Raw genomic sequence first — 22,356 nt, forward strand, 5'->3', positions numbered from 1 at the left:
AAAGGAGTCCGTCATGGCACAAAACATCTACGACAACCCGGCGTTTTTTGAAGGCTATGCCCGGCTACCGCGTTCGGTGCAGGGTCTGGACGGCGCACCGGAATGGCCTGCGCTGAAAAGCATGCTGCCACCGTTATCCGGCAAGTCAGTTATCGATCTTGGCTGCGGTTACGGCTGGTTCTGTCGCGCTGCACGCGCGCTGGGGGCGGCAGAAGTGACCGGTGTTGATCTCTCCGAAAAGATGCTCGCCCGGGCGGCTGAACTGACGGATGACGCGAAAATTCACTATCAGCGCAGCGATCTGGCATCTCTGGCGTTACCTGAGCACAGCGTTGATTTGATCTACAGTTCACTGGCGCTGCACTACCTGCCGGCGCTGGAGACCCTGTTTGAGAAAATCCGGCGGGCGCTTAAACCCGGTGGCAGCCTCGTCTTTTCAATGGAACATCCGATTTACACCTGCGCCTCACGTCAGGGCTGGTTGACCGACGACAACGGCGAGCGTTTCTGGGGCGTTAATCGCTATCAGGATGAGGGCGAGCGCGTCAGCAACTGGCTGGCAGACGGGGTGATCAAATACCACCGTACGCTCGGTACCACGCTCAATGCGCTTATTAAGGCGGGGCTGACAATAACGGAAGTGAACGAATGGGGACCAACGCAGGCACAAATTGATGCCTGGCCCGCGCTGGCCGAAGAGGCGGAACGTCCGATGCTGGTCCTGATTTCTGCCGCTAAGGCTCAGTAACCCACTTTATACACTCGTCCATTCTGCACCCCTTCCACGCTGCGACGATAGGCCTGCGCCACCGTTGCGGCGGGAACACTTTCAAAGCCCGGGAAGAAGCCATCGTACGCTTCCGCTGATTCGGTAAGCACCGTCGGGCTAATCAGGTTGATGCGGATCCCGCGCGGGAGTTCACAGGCCGCAGCGCGGACAAACCCTTCCAGGGCGGCGTTCACCGTGGTGGCATTCACCCCCTGAGCGATAGGCTCATGCGCCACGATCCCGCTTATCAGGGTGATGGAGCCGCCTTCGTTGAGATAATGCTGGCCGGTCAACGCCAGACGAACCTGTCCCAGCAGCTTATCCTGCAAGCCCTGGTTGAAATCGCTGTCTTTCATGGTCGCGAGCGGGCCGAAGTGCAGGCCGCCACTGGCAGAGACAATCGCATCCACCGCACCGATGTTTTCAAACAATGCCTGGACGCTTGCCTGAGAGGTGATATCCACCTGGTAGTCGCCCTGCGTGCGACCCACGCGGATCACGTCGTGGCGACGGCTCAGCTCTTCTGTTACCGCACGACCGACCGTACCGCTGGCACCAATAATCACGATTTTCATAGCTGACTCCTTAGGTTGTGAGCCTTCATTCTTTAATAAATCAAAACTCAGATAAACTGGGCTAAAGTTAGAGGATTGCTAACCAGGGGTTTGGAATATGGATAAGCTTCGCAGCATGGAGACCTTCATTGCTGTCGTTGAGAGCGGCAGTTTTACCGGCGCGGCAGGCCGGCTGGAGATGTCGGCGGTGATGGTGGGGAAGTACATTGCGTTGCTGGAGTCTCATCTCGGTACCCGGCTGCTGGAGCGAAACACGCGGCGTCAAAGTCTGACGGATGCCGGGCGGGTCTATTTCGACGAGGCGAAGCGGGTGCTGGAGCAAGTCTCTATCGCCGAAAGCGCGGTTGAGCGACTGCGTGCCGCCCCAGCCGGGACCTTGCGGGTCACGGCGCCCACCTCGTTTGGCGGTTGTGTGATTGCCCCCCTCACCGCGACCTTTTTGCAGCGCTACCCGGACGTGCGCGTGGAGCTGGATCTGACCAACCGGATGGTGGATCTGGTGGATGAAGGGGTCGATCTGGCCATTCGCATCGGTGACATTCATAACGACGATCTGGTGGCGAAATACCTCTGCCCGTACCGAATGGTGATCTGCGCGGCCCCGGCGTATCTGGCGCGTTACGGCACGCCGCGAACGCCTGCCGATCTGGCGGATCATCTCTGCCTGTCACACACGGTGTGGACCGCACGTAACGAATGGCGGCTACCGGGGGTTGAAGGCGAGATGCGCTGGAAGCGCGATGCCATTCTGCGCTGCAACGATGGCTATGGGCTACGGATGGCGGCGAGAGCGGGGGCGGGATTATTACTGCAACCCGAAGTGCTGGTGGCGGAAGAGCTGGCGAGCGGCAGGCTGGTGCAGGTGCTGGAGAACTACACGCCTGCGCCACGACCGGTACATTTGCTGTGGCGCCAGGATTTACGTCCGCTACCCAAGCTCACGCAATTTGTCGCGCATATTCTGCAGGGCGCGGAATATTTCGGCCATGCAGTTGAAGAAAAGTAATTATCAAAGCCGCAGACTTATGCTACTAAGATTAGGCACATTATAAAAAAAGAAGGTAAGCAAAGAATGTCTGTGAATAAACTCGCCAGCAGCGCACAGGGCCTGCAATCATCTGCCATCCGTGAATTATTAAAACATAGCAAAATGGCCGGGGTGATTTCGCTGGGTGGCGGTATTCCTAACCCTGCACTGTTCGATCATGAAGGCCTGAAAATTGCCGCTGATGCCGTATTATCACAGCATTTTGGTGAAGCTTTTCAGTACGGTCTGACCGAAGGCATCCCGGGGCTGCGTGAAGAAATTAAGCTCATCTGTGAAGGCCGTGGGATCGCCTGCAAGGCCGATGACGTGGTCATTACGTCCGGTTCGCAACAATCTCTCGACGTGCTGGCGCGGGCGTTAATTAACCCGGGCGATACCGTCGTCGTCGAACGTCCAACGTATCTCGCGGCACTGCAGGTATTTGGTCTGGCACAGGCCAAATTTGAATCCGTGGGCACCGATGGCGACGGAATGAAAGTGGATGAACTTGAAGCACTGGTGGCGAATAAAACCATCAAGGCGGTTTATATTGTTCCGACATTTGGTAACCCGGGTGGGGTAACGCTTTCTGAGGTGCGTCGTAAACAGCTGGTGGAATTATCGAAGCGCTATGACTTCGTTATTATCGAAGACGATCCGTACAGCGAAATTAATTATACCGATGAAGTGTTCCGCCCGTTAATTGCCCATGCCAAAGATATCGGCAATGAAGAGAACGTCGTCTATACCTCGACCTTCTCCAAAATCCTCGCCCCGGGCACTCGTGTGGGCTGGGTGCTGGTACCGGAGTGGCTGAAACGCGCGGTGGTTAATCTCAAGCAAACCACCGATCTGCACACCAGCACGCTGTCACAGCTGATGACCTACGAGTACCTGAAAACCGGTCGTCTGGCCGATCAGATTAAAATGATCCGTGAAGCCTACCGCCAGAAATACCAGACCTTTGCAAATGAACTGGAGGCGGAACTGGGTGATGTCATGACGTTCCATAAGCCGAAGGGTGGAATGTTCCTGTGGGCCAAAATGAACAATGGCATCAACACCACGCGCTGGCTGGAAAAAACGTTAAGCAACGGCGTGGTTTTTGTGCCGGGTGAGTTCTTCTATTGTAATGAGCCAGACCATACGACGCTGCGCATGTCGTTTGTCACGCCAACCGATGAAGAGCTGAAAGAGGCGGTTCGTCGCCTGAAAAAATCGCTGTAACAGACCTGCGCATAATGGCACCTGTGCTGTTATGCGCATTACTTGTGCAGTGCGGCCAGCGCCGCAAGCGTTCATGGTGAATCCCATGTTTGAATTTCTGATCGGTATCCTCACGCACACCCCCGTCTGGGTGTGGGTCCTGTTTATCTTTCTCGTCTCCCGTGGCCTCAACGCCCGTAAGCCTGCCACCGTTACGCTGGAAAAGCTGGCCATCATTCCTGCCATCTTTCTTATCTGGGATATCTACGATCTGGTGGTCTATCGCGATCTTACTCTCGCGACGGTGGCCCTTTGGGTTGCGGGGATTGTGGCGGGCGCGACGCTGGGGTATGTGCTGATTAAGCAGACGGTCATCACCCGCACCGACGCGCCGCGCACCCTTTATCGCCAGCCGGACTACACGGCACTGCCGTTTATGATGCTGGCATTTGGTGTGAAATACGTGCTGGGGGTGATGAACGCCCTCTCTCCCCAGGCGTTGCAACAGTCCGCCATGAGCGCGCTGGCGATAGTCTCCGGCGGGGTATTTGCCGGGGTCTTTATCGGGAAGTTTACGCGCTATGTAGGGGTATATCTCAGCAGCGCACCGCAACCGGCTGAGTAACGTTAGCCCGTTGCATGGGCCAGCGCGCGAGCAGAAGCTTCACCGTTGGCTACTCGCGTGACTTCGTGGATCCGGCAGATTTTTCCTGCGCATAGCGTGGCAAACATATAAACCTCTATTTCAGCCTGATGGCCTTCGGGATACGTGACGGTCACGATATGCCGGTCAGCCAGCAGTGTGTCATGACACCCTATCTGTTCCACGCGGAAGGCGATATCGCGGATCTGCGAACGCACGTGCTCCAGGTGCTGAATAAAGCCAGAATAATCAAGAGAATGACCGTCCGTGATCTGCTGATACGCTGGCGAAAAAACGTCTTTCGGATCAATCTCACCTTTAAACAGGCCGGTCAGCAAACGGGACATTTCCTCACGCAAAATAGCATTGTCAGACTGGGTAATCAGGCGGGTGATGATGTTCATGGTGACTCCTCGTTGCGTTGAGCCGCCATTATCCTTGACAGACAGAGACGTAGTTTCTGTAATAAGCCAATGAATAACGATTTTCGGCCAAATAACGTGGTCAGCTTCGAGACACTTTTGCATCCAGGTGGATACCATACGCCGTGGCACAGCCATCAGGCCGGTCAGCTCTGGCGGATTACGACGGGTCTGCTGGTTGTCGAAACAGCGTCTGGGCGTTCGGTTGTACCGGCGCAACATATCGGCTGGATCCCGCCCGGTCAGGAGCATGCTGCCTTTTCCGGGAGTGCGATTGACGGTCATGCGATCTATCTGGATCCCGCAGGGTGTGAAGCGCTGCCCGGTGAAACGACGCTTTTCGAACCCGACGAGCTCACCAGCGCGCTGTTTTCACGCTTAAATGCTGAAGGCAGCGGGTACGATCCGCGAAAGCTCGCCCTGCTGCTGGATGAACTGGCGCGGGGCCGTCAGGTGCGCTATCTGCTGCCCATGCCAGCCGATCCCCGATTAAAGAAGGTAGCCAGCCATCTGATGCAACGTGTGGACGACAACCAGACGGTTGAGCACTATGCCTCCCTTGCGGGAATGAGCGTGCGAACATTCCACCGTCGGTTTAGCGCGGAAACGGGAATGAACGTTGTTAACTGGCGGCAACTTGCCCGCGTCATGCGGGCAATGGAGTGGCTGGCAGCAGGTAAACCGGTTGGCTGGATCGCGCTGTCGTGCGGCTACAACAGTATCAGCGCGTTTATTGAGGTTTTCAGGGCCTTTACCGGCAAAACCCCCGGGCAGTGGGCGCTTAAAGAAGCCCCTTCTGTGCAAAGGTAATGCGCGTGGCTTCGTTCAGATCCAGTGCTTTAAGTGCTTCCGGGCGGACCCAGGCAACCTCCTGAAACTCGTCGTTAAACGTTACCTGCCGATTTGTGCTGATGCAGTCGAAAATCAGGTAAATCATATAAATCTCTTCCGTGGTGCCATCGGCATAGGTTTTCACCCGAATGTCGTCGCGAAACGCCCAGGGTTTGACCTTTGTGATCTCCAGCGCGTCGCCCAGCTCTTCGCGAATTTCACGGCGCAGCGCCTGCTCCATGGTTTCTCCCGCCTCCATCCCGCCGCCCGATAACGCCCACTGGCCGGGAAATACGCCGCGGTCATCGGCCATTTTGCACAGCAGATACGCCCCGTCGTTCTGAATGATGGGGCAGACAATAGTTCGTTGACGCATGGTTTCTTCCTGAAAAATGAGTTTGGGCTATTTTAACAGAAGGCGGAAAGGGAAAAGGTAAACGAGGTCAGACTTTCGCCGCTGGCTTAAGCGGTATTGTTGCGGGTTATGGATGCCATGACTCCGGCCCTCTTCCACGAGAGAGGGCCGGAGAAACAAACAGCCAGTGATTAGCGCTCTCGCAGCGCCTCTTTCGCCCGGTTGAACGGCTTGATCATGTAATCCAGCACCGTTTTCTCACCGGTTTTAATGTCCACCGTCGCAATCATCCCCGGCACGATTGAGAAGTGCCTGCCTGCTTTATTCACCAGGTAATCCTGGCTGGTGCGGATAAATACCCGGTAATAGAACACCTCCGGCTTGGCTTCGTCCTGAATGGTGTCCGGCGAAATGGTTTCAACCACGCCGTGCAGCCCGCCATAAATGGCGTAATCGTAGGCGGTGATTTTTACCAGCGCTTCCTGATTCGGATGGATAAAGGCGATATCGCGCGGGGAGAGGCGGGTTTCGATCAGCAGGTGATCGTCCACCGGTACAATCTCCATCAGCTCGCCGTTAGGCGGGATGACGCCACCGATGGTGGTGACTTTGATGTTTTTCACGATCCCGCGCACCGGAGATTTCACCGTTAAGCGGGTCACTGAATCCTCGCGGCCTTTGAGGATCGCCGAGACCATATCCACTTCAGCGTTGGCCTTGGATAACGCCTCGCGGGCCTGAACATAGTACTGGGATCGCACGTCGGTGAGTTTCAGCTCCAGATCGCTTTTCTGCCGCTGCAGGCGCAGTACCTCCACGTGGCTGGCGGCGCCGGTTTTCACCAGACGCTGAGTGATCGCCAGCTCCTTATTCGCAAGATCCAATGCCGCACGCAGCTCCCGCTGGGTATCTTCCAGCTGCGCACGGCGTGAGTTATAGAGCCGGGTTTCGGCAGCGGTCAGATCGGTCCACTTCGCCAGCGAAGGGGGAAATTTCAGCGGCAGATCGTTTACCTCGGCGTACAGTCGCACGCTGGAGGCCAGCGAGGCACGGTAGCGCGCCGCGCTTTCACCAACGTTAGATTCTGAACGCGTGGGATCGAGCCGCGCCAGCACTTGTCCGGCCTGCACCTGGTCACCCTCATGGACGTTCAGCTCGGTGAGGATCCCCCCGTCGAGCGACTGTAAAACCTGCTCGCGCGAACTGGGGATCACTTTGCCCGTGCCGGTTGAGACTTCATCCAGCACGCCAAACCACGCCCAGACGCCGAGTACGACGAACATCAGTAAAGAGAAGATAACAATCCGCCGCGCACCGGTGTAGCCGCTTTCGGAGTCGAGCGCATTGTCCAGGTCGTCCATTGCGGCGACGTCACGCTGACTGATTTTCATTTTTCCACTCCCGTCCGGTTTCTGCCTGCTGCTGCTGTTGCTGCATGCGGCTGTTGTTCAGCGCCTGCGCTTTCGGCGCGTCCATCACCAGCATTCCCTCTTTGAGCACCACGACCCGCTCCACCAGTTCCAGCACCGGCACGCGATGCGTGGCGACAATCAGGGTGCGGTTGCCAAGCCAGGCGCTCAGACGCTGGATAAATTCCCGCTCGGTGTGCTCATCGAGCGACGCAGTCGGTTCATCCATCAGCACAATATTGGGGTCGCGAAGCAGCATGCGCGCCAGCAGAATGGATTGCCGCTGGCCGCCGGATAACCCCACGCCGTTCTCCATAATTGGGTAGTCCAGACCCTTCGGCAGTTTCTGCACAAAGCCCGCAGCGCCGGTTAACTCCAGCACCTCGAAAATCTCCTCATCGGTGGCGCGCGGCATGCCGAGGGTGATGTTTTCGCGCAGGGTGCCATAAAAGAGCCGGGCGTTCTGGGTCATAAAGCCGACGTTACGCCGGACATCGGCGACATCGAGGTGCGGGAGGCTGAAGTTATCGAGCCGCAATTCACCGCCGGCAAGATCCATTCCGCCCGCCATCGCCTGCAGCAGGGTCGATTTTCCGGCGCCGTTACGCCCGAGGATCGCCACTTTTTCACCTGGCTTAATCTCCAGACGGTTAATGCGCAGGGCCATGCGCGGATCTTCCGGGTGATAGCGAAACTGTGCCTGCTCGAAAAGATAGTGACCGCGCAGTACATCCTGGCGGATCGGCGTCTCCTCACGCTGGTTTTCTGTGGGGAGTTGCATGATGCTGTCCAGTCCCTCTTTCGCCGCTTTGACCTGCTGCCAGCGCGCCAGCACGCCGCACAGCGTGGCCATCGGAGCGATCATGCGCGAGGCCAGCATCGAGGCGGCGACCACCGAACCGGTCGTCAGCGTACCGTCGATCACCATCGGCGCACCGACCACGATCACCCCGGCATAGACCAGGCTCTGAATAGTCATTCCCCAGCTGATCAGGTTCTGGGTCAGTTCACGGGTGCGCAAGCCAGATTCAGCGGTGATCTGGATGTAGCTGTTCCACTGCTGCAAAAAGCGGTTTTCCGCCTGCATCAGCTTTATGTCCTCCAGCCCCTGCACGCTCTCCACCAGCACGGCGTTGCGCAGGGTGGATTCGTGCGCCGACTGCTTCGCGAGCTCTGCCAGCTTTTTCTGCAGCAGCAGACCGGGCAGGACCATGATCACCGCGGCGACCGGTGCGATCCACGCCAGTTGGGGAGCGATGATCGCCAGCACCACCACGAACAGGAAAAAGAAGGGCAGATCGACAATTGTGGAGATGGTGGAGGAGGTGACCATCTCGCGGATCTGCTCCAGCTCGCGTAGCTGGGAGATAAAGCTGCCGGTCGAGCGAGGGATGGCGCTGTTGCGTAGCCGCAGGGCGTGACCGAAGACCCGATCCGATACGCGCAGATCGGAGCGTTTGCCCAGCAGATCCATAATGTGCCCGCGTGCCACGCGCAGCACAAAGCCAAACAGGGTGGTGATCAGCACGCCGATGGTCAGGACATACAGCGTCGGGTAGGACTGCGCGGGGATCACCCGGTCATACACCTGCATGGAAAAGACAATCCCCGACAGGGACAGGACGTTAATGAACAGCGCGGCGAGCATCACCCAGCTGTAGGGGCGCAAGTCGCGCATTACCAGCCGGTAAAGCCAGTCCGGACGGTATTTCGAAATATAGGCATCCACGCGGCTGTCTTTCAGCGCGGCCAGTGGGCGCAGGGCAATGACGTGGCGGATGGCGGGCAGCATGGCGGTCATCGAAAGCCGGTTGGTGTAGGTCCGATCGTCGAAAAAGCTGACCTCCAGCGTATCGTCGCCATCGAAATGTTCGATCACGCCGATCCTGCCGTCGTTCATTGCCGCCACGACCGGCAGACGCCAGCTGTTGATCGCCTGCTGATCCGCCGTCAGCAGCTGAAACGACAGCCCTGCTTCACGGGCCAGCTGAGTCAGTGCGGGCACCATCGGTTTGCCTTTTAGCCACGGCGCGCCCGCGAGCAGCGCACCGGGGGAGCAGGCGACGCGGTAGCGCGTGGCGACAAAACCAAAGGCCTGCGCCCACTGCGCCAGGGCCTCATCCGTCATGGTCTCACCTTGCGGGATATCGCGTTGCTTCATGGCTGGATCTCCACGGTCTGGATGGTGCGGTTATCAAGATCGAACGCGTGACGCAATTGCCCGGTGTTATAGAGGCAGTTGAGCTGCAGCTGGTGCAACTGTCCGAGGGTCTGCTGCTGGGTAAAACGCGCCTGATAGACCTCCTGCTCGGCGTTAAGCACATCGAGCAGCGGGCGCGAACCCAGATCGAGATATTGCTGCTGATAGAGTTCACGGGTGCGGGCGCTGAGCGCCTCCTGACGGCCCTGAATCTGCAGCGTGCTCAGCAGGCTTAATACCTGGCTGCGCGACTCCAGCAGTTTCTGGCGTACCTCGAGGCGGGTACGCTGAATGGTGGACTGTGCGGCTTCTACCGCGTGGCCTGCGGCGTTACGCCGGGCGGTGAGGCCGCCACCCTGATAGAGCGGCATCTGCACTTTCACCCATGCAGAGTATTGGGTACGATCCCGCGTTTCGTTACCCGCATAGCGTTCGTTCAGGTAGTGGCGCACCTCCGGCTCCAGCGAGACGGTCGGTGTCATCTGGGCGTCGGCGTAGTCGAGATTGGCCTGGGCGACGTTAGCCTGCGCCCAGGCGGCTAATACTGCCGGGACCAGGCGATCGTCCGGCTCGGCAATGTCGCAGCTGCGGGCCAGCTTTTGTGGAAAATCGTTGCTGATCGTGTTGAGGGTGTTCCAGCCAAGGAAGCTCATCAACGTGGCACGGGCGCTGTCGAGGCTGGCCTGGTACTGCATCAGCTGGGCGCGCGCGCCTTCGATACGTGCATCGGTCTGCACTACGTCAGAGAGTGAGGTGGCCCCTTCGTCATTACGCTGGCGGGTGAGGGTACCAATCGAAGAGAGCGCCTCAAGCTGCTCTTTGGCGGTGTCGACCATTTGCTGCCAGGTTTGCACCTGCACCATCGCGATGGCGGTATCATGAGCGATGGTGTCGATGCTGACCAGCACGTTGGCCTGCTGCTGGGCGACGCCGGCACTTTCTGCACGCACCTGGCTTGCCACCTTGCCAAAGTCGTACAGCATTTGTGAGAGGGAGAGCACCAGCGACGGAGTAAAGCCATTATCGTCGCCGTCATGGGTATAACCGTTATCCATGCCGGCATTAATTTGCGGATAGTATTTCGATTTTGCGACGTCCACCTCTTCGCTTTGTTGGTAGAGTTTCCCCACGGCTTCACTGATGGCCGGGTGCCAGGTGACGGCGCGGTTGACGGCTTCGCCAAGCTGCAGCGTGCCGGGGGCAGCCTTGCTGACGACAGGTGCCACGCGGCCATTCAGCGAGGGGAGTTCCTGCGTTTCACGGAGTTGTCCGGTATTGATCATCGCCGCCGGCGTCGCGGAGAGGGCGGGCACAGATATCAGGCAGCACGAGAGCCACCAGTAAGGCATCTTCATTCCCATGTCTTATCCCTAATAAAAATGTACTGCTTTATTGTTTATGCCCGGGCGCTGTGCGCCCGGGTCATTTGTGCAGGTGCTATCAGGTAACGATGTGTTGCTGGTTCACTAACTCGTCGTAGGTGGTCTGGACGTTATCCAGCGTCACGAGCGTCGTATTAATGTAGGTGCTCCCTGAACCATCACGGTCGATGGAGATCACGGTATTGCCATTACTATTAGTAACATGCAGATAATTACCGAGCGTTGAACTGCTCCCGTTCCAGCCCACCAGCAGATCGCCGATATCGATTTTGTCCCCCTGCGTGAGCGAGAAGTTGGTCCAGTGATCGCCAGCAGTGCTGCTGACGTTGCCCGCGGTCGCGTTGCCTGCGGTGGCGTTCAGCACCTGGTAAATCAGGGTGTCGCCGTAGGCGGTGCCGGTAATGACGTCGTTATGTTCCGAACTGATGAACTGCGGCGCCATATTGATGGTCAGCGTGGCACTGTCTGTTTTCCCGTCGGCATCGGTCAGGGTGTAGTTGAAGGTCTCCTTCGAGGTGATGGTTGAGAGCGACACCCCGGTGTTGAGGGTGTAGGTGTAGTGGCCGTCCGCAGCAATTGCCAGCGTGCCATAATGGCCGACGACGTTGACCGTTGCGCTGCCGGTGTACGGATCCAGCGTGGTGGTCACGCCGTTGTAGCCGGTCACGCTGAGGCGGGTATCCACCGAATGCAACTGATCCATCGCCCCGGCAGAGTCGGTGCCATCGAAGATGTTGCCGTCAACGGTGTGGCCGCTGGTAGAGTCGAACTGGGTCAGCGAGTAGGTGGTGCCGTTCACGCTTGGGGTAATGGTAATGTTCCCCACGCTGAGCCCCGGTACGCTGCCGGTATAGCTCAGCGTATAGGTTCCGGCATTCAGGTCCAGCCCGGAGAGCGCGATGTCGATATTGCCGCCCAACAGCGAACCGCCGCTGAAGGAGCCGCTGCGAACAACATTCGAACCGTCACTGATTGACCAGTTCACCGTCAGGCCGCCCAACGCCAGCAGCGATGCCACGTTAAAGTGCAGCGACACGTTATGCAGCGCGGTGTTCGGATCCACCACGAAGGTTCCGCTCCCGCTGCCCTGGGTTGATGACAGCAGCGCGGTTGTCCAGCTGGCCGTCCCGACGGTGGTATCCGAGTAGGTCGTCGTGTGATGTACCGAGGTGACGTCCATCGCGGTACTGACATCGTTGACCGCATCCATCGCCCGCGCGGTTGGGGTGATGTTGAGCGATGCCGTATCCTTCGCCCCATTTGGTGCGGTGATGGTATAGACGAACGTATCCGGCGTACTGATCGCGTCAGCACCCACACCGGCTTTCAGGGTGTAGGTGTACTGTCCGGACGCATTGATGCTCAGCGTGCCGTATTCCCCCTGAATGTCGGTCAGGCCGCTGCTGTTCACCGCCACGCCGTTCACTTCTGATACCACCGCGCCGGTTGCGACATCGTTATCCAGCACATCTCCGGTGGTGGTCTCGCCCACGCTCGACACGCTGTAGACATGATCTTCCAGCACGTTCAGCGTGTAGGCGGTCAGGGCGGTGATCCCTGCAGCCGTATTCAGCAGGAAGAGGTACTCCCCGGCAGGCAGGTTCAGCGTCAGCTGAGACGAGGTACCGCCCAGCAACGGCGCACGCAGCCAGCCCGGTTCGACGCGCAACTGCTCGAAGGTCTGCGTCGCGTTATTGAACTTGTAGACATACAGGTCGAATACCGACGCCAGCGCCACACCGCCCACGGAAGCCTGAATGGTCATGGTGCGGGTGGTACCTTCCTCCACGTTATAGATGATCGGATTGCTCAGATCGTCCAGCAGGTTCAGCCCCAGCGTGTTGCCGAGATTGATCCCCACCACGGTAAAGCCGCCCTGCGACGAGGTGCCGTTATTGATTTCATGGACCGAGGTGTCAAAGGTCAGCGAGGCCGTGTCATCCACCGCCACAATACCGTTAGCGGTAGTACCGGCACCCAGCGACAGTACCAGGTTCGCCGACGCGCTGACGCCGTTATGGGTGATGGTGTAGGTGAAGCTCTCTGTCCGGCCTACGACCGAGGCGCTGGTGTCGGTCAGGTTGTAGGTGTAGCTGCCATCGCGGTTAATGGTCAGCGTACCGTACTGGCCCTGAACAACCGTGCCGTCGGCGTTCACGCTGGTGGTGACACCCAGTGCGTTGGTGACAGCAGAGACAGTAGTGCCTGCCGGTGCGTTGTCGCTGCCCGCGGTCGGGTCGGCGTCGAGAATTACGTTACCGTTCAGGCTGGTGTCGCCCGTCACGGTACCGGCGCTGGTTTCTTTCACCGCCACATCGAGGCTGGTGTAGGAGCCGGTCGCCAGCAGGTTAGTGTTATAGCTCAGCACCCGGTAGTCGCCGTTCGCCAGCCCGGTCAGGTTCAGCGATACGCCGGTGGCCCCGAGGGTCAGCAGATCGGCAAACTGGGGTTGTCCGGTATCCACGACGGTAGTCCAGGTACCGTTGACGCTGTCCCAGCGCTGTACCACCAGCTCAAGGGTATTGAGCAGGGAGAGTACCGCACCCGTGGCATTGGCGTTCACCACAATATCTGCATTGCCGCCGCTGCCCACCGTGAAGTCCACCTGAGCAGTATCATTACCCAGCAACGTGAGGACGTTGCCTACGGCACCCACCAGCAGGAAGCCATAATCACTGTACTGGCTGTTGGTGACGGTGGCCGTGGTGCTGATATCCAGCTCTTCGACGTTATTGCTGGCGGAGAGCGGGACGACCGGTGCGAGGGCTGAGCCGGGCTGCGACGTATTACCTGCGGCATCGGTGGCGGTGATCTGCAGCGTCTGACCTTCCGTCTGTTTATTGAGGAAGGTATAGCTGTAGGTGCCGTTGCTGCCCGCGATTGTGGTCACCGTGCTGCCATCGCCAAGACGGATAGAGACGGTACTGCCTGCCTCCGCGTTACCGGTCAATACGCTACCGTCAGCGTTAAAGGTTCCGGTTGGGGCCGTTGGTGCCGTCAGATCGACAATCACGCTGGTGGCGGAAGAGACCGGGCTGGTGCCCGAACTGTTCGTCGCCGTGGCGGTAAAGGCGTGGGAGCCTTCGCTTAACGCCGGGGTGGTGAAGGTCCAGTTGCCTGAACTATCTGCCACTGCCGTTCCCATCGACACGCCGTTGTTATACAGCGTGACGGTGGTGCCTGGCAGGGCTGTACCACTCAGGGTTGGCGTGGTGTCGTCAGTGGTTTTACCGTTGGTCAGGTTACCGGTGACGGTGCCGACGTTATCGTTGATGGTGGTGATAAGCGGTGCGTTCGGCACCGGCGTTGCAGGGGCAATCACCGACGTGCTGACACCTGCGTTACCCGCCTTATCGGTGGCATAGACCAGCAGTGATTCACCGTTGGTTTGGGCCGGCGTGATTGTCGCGTTAAAGTTTCCGCTGCCGTCAGCCGTCGCGGTACCGAGCACTGTTCCGGTACTGGTGGTGATGGTAACGGTGCTACCCGCTTCGGCGGTTCCGGTGACGTGCGTACCGTTGGTGATCACGGCAAGGCTTGCCGGCACGTTCGGTGCAGTCAGATCCACGGTAATGGTGGTGGTGGCCGATGGCGTACTGGTGTTGCCCGCGGCATCGGTGGCGGTGGCGGTGAAGTTATGCGTGCCTTCTGTCAGTGTGGTGGAGGTTTGCGGTAGCGTCCAGTTGCCGTTCGCATCGGCGGTGACCGTGCCGACAAGCGTCGTGCCGTCATAGATGCGTACCGTCGCGTTGGCTTCGGCTGTCCCGTTCAGCGCTGGACGCGCGTCATTGGTCGGGTTATTGCCGGTTACCGGTCCGGTGATGCTGCCGACATCATCGACAACCGCACTGATGACCGGCGCAGCTGGCGCGGCGGCATCCACGTTGATCACATAGGCGGCGGTCGGGGCGCTGGTATTGCCCGCGGCATCGGTGGCGGTAAAGGTCAGGCTGTGTGACCCGTTGCTCAGCGCCGGAGAAGGGGTAAAGCTCCATGCCCCGCCGGTCGCGACCGCGCTACCGATCTGGACGCCGTTATCGAAAATTTTCACCGTGGCGCCCGCTTCCGCCGTACCCGTGAGGGTAGGCTGCGCGTCGTTAGTCAATCCGCCATTGGCAATCGGCGTAGCCGCATTGCCCACATCATCCACAATGCTGCTCAATACCGGCAGGGCTGGCGGCGTCGTGTCGATAGTCAGGCTAAAGGCCGCTGACGAAACGCTGGTATTACCCGCTGCATCCGTGGCCTGCGCCGTGAAGCTGTGCGCGCCCGTGGCTAAGGTGGTCGTGAGCAAGATACTCCAGTTGCCGCTGACATCCGCGGTGCCCGTTCCGACAAGCGTTGTGCCTTCGTAGATATTCACAGTTGCAAACGGCTCACTGGTCCCGACAAGCCGTGGCACGGTGTCGTCGGTCGTCTGTCCTGAACTGAGCGGGCCGGTGATGCTGCCCGCATCGTCAACGGCCTGGCTGATAACCGGCGCATTAGGTGCACTGGTATCAACAACCAGCGTAAAGCCAGGCGACGCCGGGCTGACGTTCCCCGCCGCGTCGGTCGCGGTCGCGGTCCAGGTATGACTGCCATTGCTCAGCGCTGATGACGGCGTAAAGCTCCATGCTCCGGTGCCGTCCGCCAGCGCGGTGCCAACCGGCTGTCCGTTCTCATAGATGGTCACCGTGACGTTGGCTGCCGCGGTGCCCGTCAACGTTGGCGTGGTGTCGTCGGTACTTTGCCCGGAAGTCAGCGGCGTCTGTACGCTGCCTGCGTTGTCTCCCGCGGTCGTGATGGCCGGTGCCGCCGGTGGTGCCGTATCCACCGTCAGGTTAAACGGTGCCGTCGTGCTGCCGGTGTTGCCAGCCGCATCGGTGGCATTGAAGGTGATGGCATGAGGCCCGTCACTCAGGGCGGTGTCAGGCGTGTAGGTCCAGTTCCCCTGAGCATTAACCACCGCGGTGCCAATCTCGTTGCCATCCACAATGATATGCACAGTGGCACCCACTTCGCCCGTACCGTTGAAGGTCGGACGCGCGTCGTTGGTGCTGTTGCCGGTAGTGAGCGTACCGGTGACCGGGCCGACGTCGTCAATCACACTGCTGACCAGTGGCGCAGCAGGGCCTGCCGCATCCACGGTAAAGGCAAAGACCGACGAGTTTGCTGACGCATTGCCTGTCGCATCGGTGGCGTAGGCGCGAAGGAGATAGTTGCCGTCGCCCAGCGGCGTGCTCGGGGTAAAGGTCCAGTTACCACTTCCGTCGACGGTCGCAAGGCCAATTTGCGTACCGTTATTCATGATATGGATTGTACTGCCCGGTTGTCCGGTGCCGCCGATCGTCGGGGTGGTGTCGTTGGTGACTTGCCCGCTGGTGAGGTTGCCGGTCACGCCGCCAGGGGCATTGTCGTTAACCGTATCCAGCGTTGGAACCGTTGGCGCCGTCAGGTCAACCACGACGTTCCAGCCGTTAGACACCTGGCTGACATTGCCCTGTGGATCGGTGGCGGTAACGGTGAAGGCGTGAGGCCCTTCGCCGAGCGCGGTGTCAGGGGTGAACGTCCAGGCACCGGTGCCGTCAGCCGTGACCACGGCAATCTGGGTACCGCCGTCGAAAATTTTCACCACGCTGTTCGCTTCCGCCGTCCCCGAAAGGGTTGGCGTGGCGTCATTAGTCGGATCGCCGCTCACAATCGTGGTGGCAGCATTGCCCACATTATCCGTTACGTTGGTGATCGATGGCGTGGTGGAAACCGTATCAACGATAATGGTGAAGCCTGTCGACAGACCACTTTCATTGCCCGCGGGATCGGTCTCGCGGATGGTCAGAACGTTATTGCCTTCCGCCAGCGCAGGCGGTGTGAAGACCCAGGTCCCCGTATTGCCGACCAGTGCGGTACCCAGCAGGGTTCCGTTGCTGTAAACGGAGATGGTATCGCCCACCGTGCCGGAGCCGGTAAGGGTAGGCTGGTTGTCGTTGGTGGTCTGCCCGTTGGTGAGTTGACCAGTGCCAGGGCCGACATCATCAATCACTGAGCCAATGGTTGGCGTGTCCGGTGCGGTGAGGTCAACGGTGACGGTTGCAACCGGCGAGCGGCCGCTGGTAGAGAGCCCGACCGTCGCGGTCACTTCAAAGGTGTGCAGCCCTTCACCCAGCGCAATCAGTGGGGTATAGCTCCAGTTACCGTCCGCGTCAGCAATCACGTTGATCAGCGGAACCGCGATGCCGTCCTGGTAGATGGTGATAATGCTGCCCGCTTCGGCCGTACCCACGAGTGTCGGGGTAATGTCGTTGGTGGTTTTGTCTTTCACGTCGCCGGTGACAGGCGTTTCATCATCGTTAATGGCCGTAATGATGGGCACATCCGGAAGATTCGGCAGCGTACCGGTGACGGTGTAGGATGCCTCAGGACTGAGGTTGCCCGCGGCATCGGTCGCGGTCACCGTCAGCACAGCGCCATCCGTTTGGGCTGGGCTGAGCGCGATGGAGAAGGTGCCACCGGTGGCTACGCCTGTACCGAGAACATTACCATTGTTATCGGTTACAGTGATGGTAGCCCCCGCTTCGGCGGTGCCGGTCAATGGAGTACCTTGAGCGGCTATGCCAGTAACCGCGGGAGCAGCCGGATCCAGAGTATCGACGTTAACGCTAAGCGGTGCAGAGCTACCGGACGTATTGCCGGCCGGATCGACCGCGGAGACGGTGAAGGTATGCGGGCCTTCCGCCAGCGTGCTGTCGGCGGTCCAGCTCCAGTTGCCGTCCGGCTGTACCGTTACCGGCACCGTGGATGCTGTACCGTCCACAGAGACGATAACGGTGGTACCCGGTTCGCCGGTGCCCGTGAGGGTCGGCGTGCCATCACGGGTATAAAGCACATTGCTTGTGAGCTGGCTGTCAGACACCGTATTAATCAGCGGGATTTCTGGCGCAGTGGTATCAACGGTGACGGTGAAGACCGGGCTGAGGCCGCTGACGTTACCCGCAGCATCGACTGCCGCAACGGTGATGTTGAGTGGGCCATCAGTCTGGGTCGGAAGATCGAGAGACCATTCGCCATTGCTGCCGATTTCGACGCGTCCTAGTTCAACGCCATTGTTATAAACGATGACCGTTTCGCCCGCAGGGCCGGTACCGCCCACACCGGGGGTAGTATCCGTGGTAACACCACCGTCTGGCTTACCGCCAACGGCGCTAATGACAGGCGTATCAGGTGCCACGGTATCAACGGTGATAGTGATCCCCGGTGACGCCGCCGAAACGTTACCGGCTTCGTCGGTGGCGGTGGCGGTAAATTCGTGGCTTCCCTCATCAATGCTGGCGTCAGGGCGCCAGCTCCAGTTGCCGTTACTGTCTACGGTGACGCGACCCACTTCGGTAGCAGGCTGATCATTAATGCTGTCATAAATAATAACCACATCGTTCGCTGTGCCGGTGCCGCTCAGGACCGGACGCGGATCGTTCGTGGTTTCCCCGTCGGCAACCGGTCCGGTTATCTGGCTGACGCTGTCCGTAATCACCGGTGCTGCTGGCGTAGCTGGCGGGTCGGTGTCAATGGTGATGGTCACCGGCTGGGACGGGGCGCTTTCGTTGCCCGCGCCGTCCTTGTTGGTGACGGTCAGGGTGATGTCGTAGGTACCGTTGGCCAGTGGGGTCTCCGGTGTCCATGTCCAGTTACCGTTGCTGTCCACCTCGGCGTCACCAATTTTGTCGGTGCCGTTGTAGATAGTCACGGTATCGCCCGGATTGCCGGTGCCGCTCAGCGTCGGCGTGGTATCGCGGGTGGTCTCTCCCGGGTTCAGCGGGGTTTCTGTTGTGCCGCCGTCAGGGTTCACGGTGATCTCTGGCGTCTCCGGCGTGGCGGGTGCCACGGTATCGACCACCAGCACAAACGGGCTGGAGACGGTCGTATTCCCGGCGGTATCGGTCGCATGAACCGTCAGAGAGTGCGAGCCGTTGGTGAGCGGGGTGGTAGGGGTGAAGCTCCAGCCGCCGGTACCGTCGAGTGTGGCGGTACCGAGCAGGGTATTGCCATCATAAAGCGTAATAACCGTACCCGCCGGCGCGCTGCCCTGCAGCAACGGTTGCGTGTCATCCGTGGTGTCGCCGCTGGTGAGCGGGCCCTGAACGTCACCGACGTCATCGGTTACGGTTGTGATGGTCGCCGCCGGTGGCGGGGTGATATCGACCGTAAAGGTGAAGCCGCCTGACGGCAGGCTGATGTTACCTGCCGCGTCGGTGGTGACGGCGGTCAGGGTATGCTCACCGTTACCAATCGGTGTACCTGGCGTAAATGTCCACGCGCCGCCGCTGCCGACCAGCGCGGTGCCGATATCAACACCGTCCAGACGAATGGTGACCGTTGAGCCCGGTTCGGCAGTGCCGTTGAGTGTCGGGGTTGGATCGTTCGTAATGGCACCTGCGGTGAGCGCACCTGTGCTTCCCTGAACATCGTCCACCACTTGCGAAATTACCGGTACTTCGGGTGCGGTACCGTCGACAGTGATACTCCAGGCATTTGATGGCCCGCTTGGGTTACCGGCGGCGTCAACTGCCGTTGCCGTCAGCACGTGGCCGCCATCAGCAAGTGGCGAGGATGGCGTGATGCTCCATACGCCAGATGCCGGAACGAGTGCCGTGCCGATGACCGTGCCGCCGCTGGAGAGCGTGATGGTTGTGCCAGGCTCGCCCGTTCCGTTTATGGTTGGTGTCCGGTCATTAGTGAGCCCGTTCTGGGCGACAGGGCCCGTAGTGGCAGAGGCATCGTCGTCCACTGAAACGATAACCGGCGTTTGCGCGGCGGTAATATCCGGCGCAATGGCAGGGGTTGTTGGCCCGGTATTGCCGGCGGGATCGGTGGCATCTGCAGTCAGGGTTTCACCGTTGGCTTTTGGTGGGGTCAGCGTGACGGTGAAGCTGCCGTCGTCATTGGCTTTCGCCTCGCCAACCGTGACGCCATTTTCACGGATGGTCACGGTGCTGCCTGGCTCTGCGGTACCTGTCACTTTGGTACCGTCATCTGAGACAACAACGTTGTCCGGAGCCAGTGGCGCCGTGGTATCTGGTGCATCGGCTGTAGCGGGCAGGCTGGCGTTACCGCTGCCGTCGGTTGCCACGACCGTCAGCACTTCACCGTTGGTCTGTGCAGGACTAATAACCGCCGTAAAGGTGCCATCGCTGTTGGCGGTGGTTTCACCGATGACCGCGCCGTTAGGATCTTTAATGGTGACGGTGCTGCCTGGCTCCGCCGTGCCGCTGACGCTCTGGCCGTTTTCTGCCACCTGAAGGTTGCCGGGGGCGACAGGAGGGGTTGTGTCCGTAGCCGTGACGGTTGCAGGTGTGCTCTGGTTACCTGCAGCATCAGACGCCACCACGGAGATCTGCTGGCCGTTAGTTTGCGCCGGCGTTAACGTGGCAACGAAGTTGCCGTTGCCGTCCGTTGTCGTTCGGCCAATTATGGTGCCGTCGCTGCTGGTGATGACAATACTGCTGTTTGGCTCGGCAGTGCCGGTAATCTGCGTGCCTGCCGGATTAAGCGTGATGTCGGGCGTGTCAGGTGGCGTGGTATCGACAATGAAGTTGATTGGCTGCGACAACCCACTCTGGTTCCCGGCAGCGTCGGTGACCTGCACCGTTACTGAGTGAGCCCCCTCCGAAAGCGGTTTGTCCGGTGTGATGCTCCAGGTGCCGTTGGGCTGAACTTTAACGGTCGCAATGGGCACGCCGTTATCAAAAATCGTAATTGTCCCACCGGGCTCTCCTCTCCCTGCAAGAACAGGTTTAGCGGCATCAGTGAACAGGCCAGAGGTAATTGCGCCTTTGATGGCACCCGTTTCATCGTTCAGCACGATGGCGGTTGGCGCAGTTGGTGCGGTGAGATCGACGGTAACGGTGAACACCGGGGAAGCCGGTCCGGTGTTACCGGCGGCGTCGGTTGCCCGGACGGTGAGCTGATGCGTGCTTTCGCTGAGATTGATCGAAGGGGTAAACGTCCAGGTGCCGTTGCTGGCAACGACAGCGGTGCCAATCGCGATCCCGCCATCATAAATGGTGACCGTAGATCCGGCTTCCGCGGTGCCGGTAAGCTGTGGTCGCTGATCGTTGGTGCTACCACCGTTACTGACCGAGCCGGTGACCGGATTGGTATCGTCTGACACGAGCGTGATGGCCGGCGCTGTGGGGGCGACGGTATCCACCACAAAGGTCACGGCGCCGGAGGCTGGGCTGGTGTTACCTGCCGCGTCGGTCGCGGTGGTGGTAATGGAATGGCTTCCGTTAGCGAGATTTGTACCCGGGGTAAAGGTCCAGTTTCCGCTGGCATCAACCTTGGTCGTGCCAATCGGCTGACCATTATCGTACAGGGTGATGGTACTGCCTGCTTCGCCGATGCCGCTGAAGGTGGGGCGGGCATCATCGGTACGCTGACCGTTAGTCAGCGGTCCGGTTTCTCCGCCAACGTCGTCATTCACTATTGCTATATCGGGCGCATCGGGTGCGGTGGTATCCGGTGCTGTAACATGGCCGGCCTGGCTGGTATTGCCTGATGAGTCGGTTGCTGTGGCGGTAAGTTGCTCGCCATTCGTCAGCGGTGTGCCCAGAACAATGGTGAATTTGCCGTCGCTACCGGTTTTACCCGTGCCGACCAGATTGCCGTCCGCGTCTTTCAGCGTAATCGTACTGCCGGGTTCAGCAGTACCTGTGACAGTTTTACCATCTGAGGAGAATTGAAGGTTGGAAGGTGCATTTGGCGGTGTGGTATCCGGATCGGAAGGATTGCCCGGCGTGCCGGGGTTCGTATTGTCATCATCATCGTCGCCACCCCCTCCGCCGCCGCTGCTTGCCGCGACAGCGATCCCGCCTGCGACAGCAAGACCACCGAGTACCCATGGCCAGATGGCTGCGCCACCGGTATCACCGCCTGAGGCCGCCAGTAATACGTCCGTGGAGGCGATAGATTCGTAGGTGGCAGCCCCGGTAGGATCTTCAATCCACCACAGCGCACCGTCACTCTCTTCCAGGACCAGCTGACTCACCCCCTCCGCGTCGGTGACGTAGAAATTCTTCAGGGTAATGACCTCGCCAGAGTGCAGCGTGACCACCAGATCGTTACCACTGCGGGCGAAGTGGGAGACATCGGCTCGCTCTACATGAAGCTCAACGATAGAGGAATGGCTCAGCGTAACCTGTGTGCCTTCCGTGGTAGTTTCCACGCCAGTAAGTTTCGATATAACAGAGATTTGGCTCATTTAGGTATTACTCCAGCAGAGTTGTCGTGAACGGCGTGCAAGATGCGCCATCTCTGCGGAAGGTAAAGCACGCCCCCGGCGGAGTTGCTGTTATTTACGCAGCACTCACCGTTATTTTTTTTAGAGCGAACGATGCCCGCCATAATCCAGAGTGGCAACATCAGAGCGAATCTAATTACTCATGAGAGAGAATGTCGTTTATTTGTATTTTTGTGTTGTATAAAACCCTGTAATTAATAGAGGTATTGGTTTTGACGATATAAAAATGATATAGCCAGAAAAGTCTGAATGTGCAAATTAAGCA

Annotated in this window: 12 protein-coding genes; 5 read left to right on the plus strand and 7 right to left on the minus strand. The window is 59.2% G+C overall.

From position 1 onward, the window contains the following. Positions 1–13 precede the first annotated feature (13 nt). The gene (locus QRN24_RS21845; RefSeq protein WP_150342910.1) at positions 14–748 is read left to right on the plus strand and encodes a class I SAM-dependent methyltransferase; all 735 of its coding nucleotides are present in this window, start codon (positions 14–16) and stop codon (positions 746–748) included. On the opposite strand, the gene QRN24_RS21850 is transcribed toward QRN24_RS21845, so the two are convergent. Further along, positions 742–1,344: a short chain dehydrogenase gene (locus QRN24_RS21850; protein ID WP_063925511.1), complete on the minus strand. Its 603-nt coding sequence runs from the start codon at positions 1,342–1,344 to the stop codon at positions 742–744. The two genes, QRN24_RS21845 and QRN24_RS21850, sit on opposite strands and share 7 nt — an antisense overlap. 97 nt (positions 1,345–1,441) lie before the next feature. On the opposite strand from QRN24_RS21850, the gene QRN24_RS21855 reads away from it, so the two are divergent. The 3 genes from QRN24_RS21855 to QRN24_RS21865 all read left to right on the plus strand — a co-directional run bounded on the left by QRN24_RS21855 (position 1,442) and on the right by QRN24_RS21865 (position 4,202). Further along, on the plus strand, positions 1,442–2,350 hold the full coding sequence (locus QRN24_RS21855) for a LysR substrate-binding domain-containing protein (protein ID WP_059306477.1): 909 nt from the start codon (positions 1,442–1,444) through the stop codon (positions 2,348–2,350). Between the two features lie 66 nt (positions 2,351–2,416). Beyond that, positions 2,417–3,598: an aminotransferase-like domain-containing protein gene (locus QRN24_RS21860; RefSeq protein ID WP_014171291.1), complete on the plus strand. Its 1,182-nt coding sequence runs from the start codon at positions 2,417–2,419 to the stop codon at positions 3,596–3,598. Between the two features lie 85 nt (positions 3,599–3,683). Then, a complete protein-coding gene (locus tag QRN24_RS21865; protein ID WP_068794940.1) occupies positions 3,684–4,202 on the plus strand; it encodes a DUF6622 family protein in 519 nt (172 codons plus the stop codon). A gap of 2 nt (positions 4,203–4,204) precedes the next feature. On the opposite strand, the gene QRN24_RS21870 is transcribed toward QRN24_RS21865, so the two are convergent. Next, on the minus strand, positions 4,205–4,624 hold the full coding sequence (locus QRN24_RS21870; RefSeq protein ID WP_047956002.1) for a hypothetical protein: 420 nt from the start codon (positions 4,622–4,624) through the stop codon (positions 4,205–4,207). 69 nt (positions 4,625–4,693) lie between these two features. Between QRN24_RS21870 and QRN24_RS21875 the strand changes: the two genes are divergently transcribed. Then, the gene (locus tag QRN24_RS21875) at positions 4,694–5,452 is read left to right on the plus strand and encodes an AraC family transcriptional regulator (RefSeq protein WP_226876168.1); all 759 of its coding nucleotides are present in this window, start codon (positions 4,694–4,696) and stop codon (positions 5,450–5,452) included. On the opposite strand, the gene nudI is transcribed toward QRN24_RS21875, so the two are convergent. The 5 genes from nudI to QRN24_RS21900 form a co-directional block, all read right to left on the minus strand. After that, positions 5,424–5,849, minus strand: a complete 426-nt coding sequence (nudI, locus tag QRN24_RS21880) for a nucleoside triphosphatase NudI (protein WP_044860067.1) — start codon at positions 5,847–5,849, stop codon at positions 5,424–5,426. The two genes, QRN24_RS21875 and nudI, sit on opposite strands and share 29 nt — an antisense overlap. 170 nt (positions 5,850–6,019) lie before the next feature. Next, a complete protein-coding gene (locus QRN24_RS21885; RefSeq protein ID WP_086462978.1) occupies positions 6,020–7,189 on the minus strand; it encodes a beta-barrel domain-containing protein in 1,170 nt (389 codons plus the stop codon). A gap of 10 nt (positions 7,190–7,199) precedes the next feature. Continuing rightward, complete coding sequence (locus QRN24_RS21890) at positions 7,200–9,398, minus strand: type I secretion system permease/ATPase (protein WP_284943065.1); 2,199 nt, start codon at positions 9,396–9,398, stop codon at positions 7,200–7,202. After that, positions 9,395–10,798 (minus strand): TolC family outer membrane protein, encoded by a 1,404-nt coding sequence (locus tag QRN24_RS21895; protein WP_047742234.1) that lies wholly within the window; start codon positions 10,796–10,798, stop codon positions 9,395–9,397. Before QRN24_RS21895 ends, QRN24_RS21890 begins: the two co-directional genes overlap by 4 nt. Before the next feature lie 79 nt (positions 10,799–10,877). Beyond that, entirely contained in the window at positions 10,878–22,052 is an 11,175-nt protein-coding gene (locus QRN24_RS21900; protein ID WP_284943066.1) for a BapA/Bap/LapF family large adhesin, read from the minus strand. Between the last annotated feature and the right edge of the window lie 304 nt (positions 22,053–22,356).

This window comes from Enterobacter sp. MEB024, assembly GCF_030209635.1.
Classification (GTDB): domain Bacteria; phylum Pseudomonadota; class Gammaproteobacteria; order Enterobacterales; family Enterobacteriaceae; genus Enterobacter; species Enterobacter ludwigii.